Raw genomic sequence first — 6,600 nt, forward strand, 5'->3', positions numbered from 1 at the left:
CATTACCATTCCAGGTAGGCCCTTTGCGGTCCGACTGGAAAGGCGGTGCCTCCCTGATGGCCACCGGCGCCACGCCCGCGCGGACCGGCGACGTCGTCGCCGACCGGCTGCGGGCTGCCCAGGACCTCTGTGACCGTGGAGAGCCGCTCGACGCCGTGATCGCGGCCCTGGGCACCGCCGGCCTGACCCGCGGGCAGCGGCGCCGCCTGCACGCCGAGGCGCTGGCCGGGCCGCTCGGCACCCGGCTGGACACCGCCGCGCGGCGGGACGCCACCCGGCTGCGGCAGGCGATCGACCTGCTGCGCGACTACCTGGCCGACGTGGATCCGCCGGTCCGGCGGCGGCTGCCGGTGGCCCGGCGGCTGGCCTACTACCTGGTGGAGCACCGCGACCCGGCCGAGCTGGCCGAGGGCGACGAGCTGTCCGGCCTGGTCGCCGCCGCGGCCGAGCCGTCCCGGCGGGTCCGCCGCGGCCTCGCCTGGTACGCCGACCTGCCGGTCAAGGCGCCACGCGGCCTGTTCCGGCTGCGCCGGGCCGACCTGGTGCCGGTGACCGAGGTCAACGACGTCTCCTGGCACGATGGCCGGCTGCGGATCACCGGGCACGCCTACCTGGCCGGGCTGTCGGTGCGCAGCCGGCGCTTCAACCGGGCCACCGTGGTGCTGCGCGGCCCGCGCGGGGTGCCGCCGGTGGCGGCGCGCACCCGCCGGGTCCACTGCCCGGCCGTCACCCAGGGCGCCGCCGAGCCGGGGTGCAACTACGACTGGGCGGGTTTCGTCGCCGAGGTGCGGCCGTGGTCGCTGCGCTGGCGGGCGGCGCTGCGCATGATCGTGCACGGGCTGCGGCGGGTGCTGCGCGGCCGGCCGGTCATCTCCGACACCACCACCTGGCGGGCCGACATCGTGATCTGGAGCCGGGGCGCGCGGGCCACCGGCGCGGTGCGCGGGCCGATGATGGGGCGCACCGAGCGGCCGCCCGGCCTGCCGGTCCGGCCCGGCTGGTGGGTGCGCCCGGCCTGGACGTCCGACCGCGCCCTGCAGATCGTGCTGCAGCCCACCCGGGCCGAGCTGACCTCGGTCACCGCGGCCGGCGACCAGATCGAGCTGTCCGGTGTGCTGCCCGGGGCGCGGGTGACCCGCGGCCGGGCCCGGCTCGGCGGCCACCGGATGACCGCCGACTTCGTTCCCGACGGGGAAGGTACCAGGTTCGTCCTGGCGGTGCCGGTCAGCGCGCTGGTGAAGGAGCGCGACGCCCGCCGGCTGTGGATCGAGCCCAAGGGCGACCCGGCGGTGCCGGTCATGATGGACAACGCGACCGAGACCCGGGTGGAGCTCGACCGCCGCGAGGTGACCGTGCTGCGCGACCGGCGCGACCGCGCCGTGATCGCCGCGCACCGCGTCTGGCCGGTGATCACCGCGGCCGAGTGGGCGGCGGACGGCACCCTCACCCTGTCGGGCGTCTATCCCGACACCGAGCCCGGCCATCGCGACCTGGTGCTGCGCCAGCGGGCGGGCATGGCCTACCGGGTGCCGCTGACCCGGTCGGGGTCGTCGTTCTCCGTGCGGCTGAGCCCGGGGGCCATGCCGCGGTTCGGCGGCACGGTGGCGCTGGCGTCCGGCACCTGGAGCCTGTCGGTGGCGGGCGGCAAGGGCGTCACCGCGCCGCTGCGGGTCGACCACCCCCTGCTGGACGACCTCGACGAGGGCGTGCACGAGGTGGACGGCCGCGAGTACCGCCTGGTGGCCACCCGGTTCGACGTGCCGGTGCTGACGGCGGCCGAGCGCACGCCGGACGACGAGAAGGGCGCGGGCGGCCTGTGGTCGCTGCGCCGGGTGCACTACCCGGCCGAGCGGCGCCGCGAACTGCGCGACGCGACCGTGTACATCTCCTTCGACGGGCGCTCCTACTCCGACAACGCGCGGGCGGTGTACGAGGAGCGGCTGCGCCGCGGCGACGACCGCGAGCACATCTGGGTGGTGCGGGACGGCGCGTTCGTCCCGCCGGACTCCGGCACGCTCGGCCTGGCGCCCGGCATCGCGCCCACGGTGGTGCGCGAGGGCAGCCGCGAGCACTACACGGCGATGGCCCGCGCCCGGCACATCGTCACCAACGGCATGCTGCCGCAGTGGTTCCGGGCCCGCGAGGACCAGATCTGCGTGCAGACCTGGCACGGCAGCCCGCTGAAGCGGGTCGGCGGCGACCAGCGGCACCTGGCCCGCGAGCCGCGCCCGCCCGCCTGGTACCGCCAGGCCGCCGAGGTGGCCAACTGGGACCTGCTGGTCACCCAGAGCCCGTGGGCCACCGGGGTGCTGCGCCGCGCCTTCGGGTACGGCGGCGACGTGCTGGAGTCCGGCTTCCCGCGCAACGACGTCCTGGTGCACCCCGACCGGGCCGCGCTGGCGGCGGCGGTGCGGCACGGGCTCGGCATCCCGCCCGGCCGGCGGGTGGTGCTGTACGTCCCGACCTGGCGCGATCACGACCGCCGCAACGGCACCGTCCGGCTGGACCTGGCCGAGGCCCGGCGGGCGCTCGGCCGCGACCACGTGCTGCTGGTGCGCGGGCACGCGATGCAGGCGCCGCCGTCCGCGCCGGGCCTGGTGGTGCCCGGCCCGGTGGTCCGCGCCCGGCCGGGGCCGATGGGCCGCGAGCTGCCGTTCGCGATGGACGTCACCACCTATCCCGACCTGGCCGACCTGCTGCTGATCGCCGACGTGCTGATCACCGACTACTCCTCGGTGGTCTACGACTTCGTGGCCACCGGCCGCCCGATCGTGTTCTTCGGGTACGACCTGGAGCGGTACCGCAACACCCGCGGCCTCTACCTCGACCTGCGCGCCGAGGCGCCCGGCCCGCTGCTCGCCGACGGCGCCGACGTCATCGAGGCGGTCCGGCTGATCGACGCCCTGGCCGGCGACTACACCGAGCGCTACGAGCGGTTCGTCCGGCAGTACGCGCCCCGCGAGGACGGCAAGGCCGCGGGCCGGCTGGTCGACCACGTCTTCACCCGCGCCGCGGCGGCGACCGATGTCCGCTGACCGCGCCGCCGCGCTGCTGGCGGCCCTGCTGATCCTGCTCGCGGCCGGCGGGACGGTGCTGCTGCTCGCCCGGCAGCGCTCCGGCCGGCGCGGACCCGCCCGCCCGGCCGGTCGCGGTGCCCGCCGCCCCGGCGGCAGGCGGCCGGACCGGGGCCGGCGGCCGGCACCGGCGCCCGGCCGCCGGCCGGCGGCCCCGCCGCGCCCCGCGCCCCGCGAGATCTGGTGGGCCGACGTGCCCTACTCCGACGGTACGGGCTCCAAGGTGCGCCCCTGCCTGGTCGTCCGCGCCCGGGCGGGCGGCGCCGACGTGCTGAAGATCACCAGTCAGGACAAGTCGGCACGCGACGACCACGTGCCGATCCCCACCAGGTCCTGGGACCCGGACGCGGCCAAGGACAGCTGGCTCGACCTGTCGGAGACGCACTTTGTCGGGCGGCGGGGCTTCCGCGAGCGCGCGGCGGAGTCGTGCGACGCGCGCACCTGGCGGCAGGTGACGCGCCACCAGGCCGGCAGCCGGTCCGGCGACCGCTGAGCCGGCCCCGGCGGCGGCGTGTGTCACCCCGCCGCACGCCTTGACCGGTTTCGCAACAAGCCTGTTACGCGCGGGGGTTGACCATGAGCGGAGGGCAGTGGATAACTGACCCGGGGGGGTCCCGCACCCGTGAGCTTGGAGCTGTCCATGAGCAGCGAGCCCTCGCCCGTAATGGTCGGACGCGCCGGCGAACTGCGCGCGCTGGCCGACGCCATGTGCCGCCCGCCGGCGGTCGTGCTGGTGGAAGGCGAGGCGGGCATCGGCAAGACGCGGCTGCTCCGCGCCGCCTTGGCCCGGCTGACCGCCCAAGACCGGGCCGTGCTGCTGGGCCACTGCCACCAGCTCCGCGAGCCGTTCCCCTACGGGCCGGTGTTCGAGGCCCTGCGCGACGTGGCCGGCCGGCTGCCCGGCGCCGGCGAGCTGAACCCGGTGACCGGCGCGCTGCGCGGCCACCTGCCCGAGCTGGCCGGCGCGCTGCCGCCGGCACCGCAGCCGCTGGACGACCCGCGGGCCGAGCGGCACCGGATGTTCCGGGCGATCCGCGCGCTGCTCGCCGCGGTCGGCCCCGCCGTGCTGGCCATCGAGGACCTGCACTGGGCGGACGACGGCACCCTGGACCTGCTGCGCTTCCTCACCGGGCAGCCGCCGGCCGGCCTGGCCATGGTGGTCACCTACCGGCGCGAGGACCAGGCGGTGGCCCGGCCGCTGCTCGGCCGCGCCTACCGGCACCAGCCCGACACCTCCACCGTGGTGCTGCCGCTGGCGCCGCTGGACGCCTCCGGGGTGGCCGGCCTGGCGGGCGCGCTGCTCGAACGCTCCGACCTGCCGCCGGCGTTCGTCGCCCGGCTGCACGAGCGCACCGCGGGCATCCCGTTCGTCGTGGAGGAGGTGGTCCGGTCGCTGCCGGGCGTGCAGGAGCCGGACGCGCTGGACCGGATGAAGGCGCCGCTGCTGCTGCGCGAGGCCATGGCCGACCGGATGGCCGGGCTGTCGGCCGCGGCGGTGGCCGCCGTGCGGGCGGCGGCGGTGCTGTGCCGGCCGGCCACCGAACGGCTGATCACCGAGGTGGGCGGGGACCCGGCGGGGCTCGGCGAGGCGCTGCGCGCCGGCGTGCTGCACGAGCACCCCGGCGGCCGGTACGGCTTCCGGCACGCGCTGGCCCAGCAGGCGGTGTACGACGCGATCTCCGGGCCGGAGCGCCGGTCGGCGCACGAGCGGGCGATGGCCGCGCTCGGTGCGATGGACTCCCCGCCGCTGGTCCAGCTGGCCTTCCACGCCCGGCACGCCGGCGACACCGGTGCCTGGCTGCGGCACGGCACCGCCGCGGCCGAGCAGGCCGCGGCGCTCGGCGACACCGCGCTGGCCGTCGAGGTGATCGAAGGCATGCTGGAGGACCCCGGCCTGCCGGGCGCCGGCCGTGCCCCGCTGGCGCTGCGGCTCGGCCGGCTGGCGGTCACCGGCCTGTCGCACCAGCGGGTGGTGCGGCTGCTGCGCCACGTGCTGCGCGAGGGGTTCCTGCCGGACGGGGCGCGCGGCGAGGCGCGCCTCAACCTGGGCGTGGTGCTGTCCAACCAGGGCGGCGACACCGCGGCCGGCCGCTCGGAGATCATGGCGGCGCTCGCCGAGCTGACCGGCCGGCCGGCCCTGGCCGCGCGCGGCTGGGCCGGTCTCGCCATGCCGGGCTGGGGCACCGAGCCGCTGGCCCGGCACCGGGAGTGGATGGCCCGGGCCGAGGCGCTGGTGGCGACCGCCGACAGCCCCGAGGTCGCCGCCGCCGTGCTGGCCAACCGCGCGTCCTTCGAGATGATCATCGGGTCGCCGGACGCGTTCGCGGTGGCCGCCCGGCTGCCGGCCGGGCACCCGTGCACCGAGGTGCGGCGGGAGGCGGCCCGGGCGTACTGCAACCTGCACGACTCGGCGACCTCGCTCGGGCTGTACCGGGAGGCGGAGCGGTTCGCCGAACGCGGCCGGCGGCTCGCCGCGGAGACCGGCGCCCGCTACCCCGCCTACCTGCTGGACGTCTCGACGGTGCGCCGCGACTGGCTGACCGGCCGCTGGGCCGGGCTGCGGGCCCGGGCCGCCGCGCTCGGCGAGCTCGCCACCGAGACGCCGCTGATCGCGGTGGACGTCTGGCTGGTCCTCGGCCTGCTGGCCATGGCGACCGGCGAATGGGACGAGGCCGCCGCGCACTTCCAGGCCGCAGGGCTGGACGCGCCGGACGACCGGTACGTCCCGATCGTGCTGGCGGCGGCCGGCGGGATGGTCGACCTGCACCTGGCCCGGGGAGCGCTGGACGCCGCGGTCGCCGAGGCCGAACGGGCGGTGGCCCGGCTGCGCCGCAAAGGCGTGTGGGTCTGGGGAGCGCAGCTGGTGCCGGCCGCGGTCACCGCGCTGGCCTGGGGCGGCCGGACGGCGGCGGCCGCGGAGCTGGTGGACGACTACGCCCGCGGGATCGCCGGCCGGACGGCCCCGGCCGCCGGCGCCGCGCTGGAGGCCGCCCGCGGCGCGCTGGCCGCCGCCGGGCGGCGGCACGCCGACGCGGCGGCGCACTTCGCCCGGGCCCGCGCGGCGTACGACGCGCTGCCCCAGCCGTACGCGGCGGCGCGGGCCGGCGAGGGGGAGGCGCGGGCCCGGCTCGCGCTCGGCGACGGCGGCGCGGTGCGGGCCTTCCGGGAGCCGGCGGAGCGGTTCGCCGAACTCGGCGCCACCCACGACGCGGCCCGCTGCCGGCGGGCGCTGCGCGACATCGGGGTGGAGGTGCCGCTGCCGCGCGGCCGGCGGGGGGAGCCGCACGTGCTGTCGCGGCGCGAGACGGAGGTGGCCCGGCTGGTCGCGCTGGGCCGCACCAATCGGGAGATCGCCGACGTGCTGTTCCTGTCCACCCGCACCGTGGAGAGCCATGTGGCCACGGTGCTGCGCAAGCTCGGCGTGCGCTCCCGCACCCAGGTGGCCCCGCCCGCCTGAGCGTCCCCGCCGGCGCTCGCGGCGGTGTCCCCGGCCGCCGGATCGCGGGCCGGCCGTCGCCCTTTCCGG

3 protein-coding genes are annotated in these 6,600 nt (G+C 78.0%); all 3 read left to right on the plus strand.

What is annotated here, in order from left to right; all coding sequences use genetic code 11:
• Positions 1–56: 56 nt before the first annotated feature.
• Positions 57–3,035 carry a CDP-glycerol glycerophosphotransferase family protein gene (locus Sru01_RS36355; protein ID WP_275412212.1) on the plus strand — a complete coding sequence of 993 codons (2,979 nt, stop codon included), beginning with the start codon at positions 57–59 and terminating at the stop codon, positions 3,033–3,035.
• Positions 3,025–3,567 (plus strand): type II toxin-antitoxin system PemK/MazF family toxin, encoded by a 543-nt coding sequence (locus Sru01_RS26135; RefSeq protein WP_203990736.1) that lies wholly within the window; start codon positions 3,025–3,027, stop codon positions 3,565–3,567. Before Sru01_RS36355 ends, Sru01_RS26135 begins: the two co-directional genes overlap by 11 nt.
• 147 nt (positions 3,568–3,714) lie before the next feature.
• Positions 3,715–6,531, plus strand: coding sequence for an ATP-binding protein (locus tag Sru01_RS26140; RefSeq protein ID WP_203990738.1), 2,817 nt, complete (start codon positions 3,715–3,717; stop codon positions 6,529–6,531).
• Positions 6,532–6,600: the final 69 nt, after the last annotated feature.

Source organism: Sphaerisporangium rufum (assembly GCF_016863395.1).
In the GTDB taxonomy this organism is placed as follows: Bacteria; Actinomycetota; Actinomycetes; order Streptosporangiales; family Streptosporangiaceae; genus Sphaerisporangium; species Sphaerisporangium rufum.

Excerpts from the sequence above, each read along its gene's own strand:
- Sru01_RS36355 (WP_275412212.1), top strand. The coding sequence starts at position 57 with ATGGCCACCGGCGCCACGCCCGCGCGGACCGGCGACGTCGTCGCCGAC.
- Sru01_RS26140 (WP_203990738.1), top strand. The coding sequence starts at position 3,715 with ATGAGCAGCGAGCCCTCGCCCGTAATGGTCGGACGCGCCGGCGAACTG.
- Sru01_RS26135 (WP_203990736.1), top strand. The coding sequence starts at position 3,025 with ATGTCCGCTGACCGCGCCGCCGCGCTGCTGGCGGCCCTGCTGATCCTG.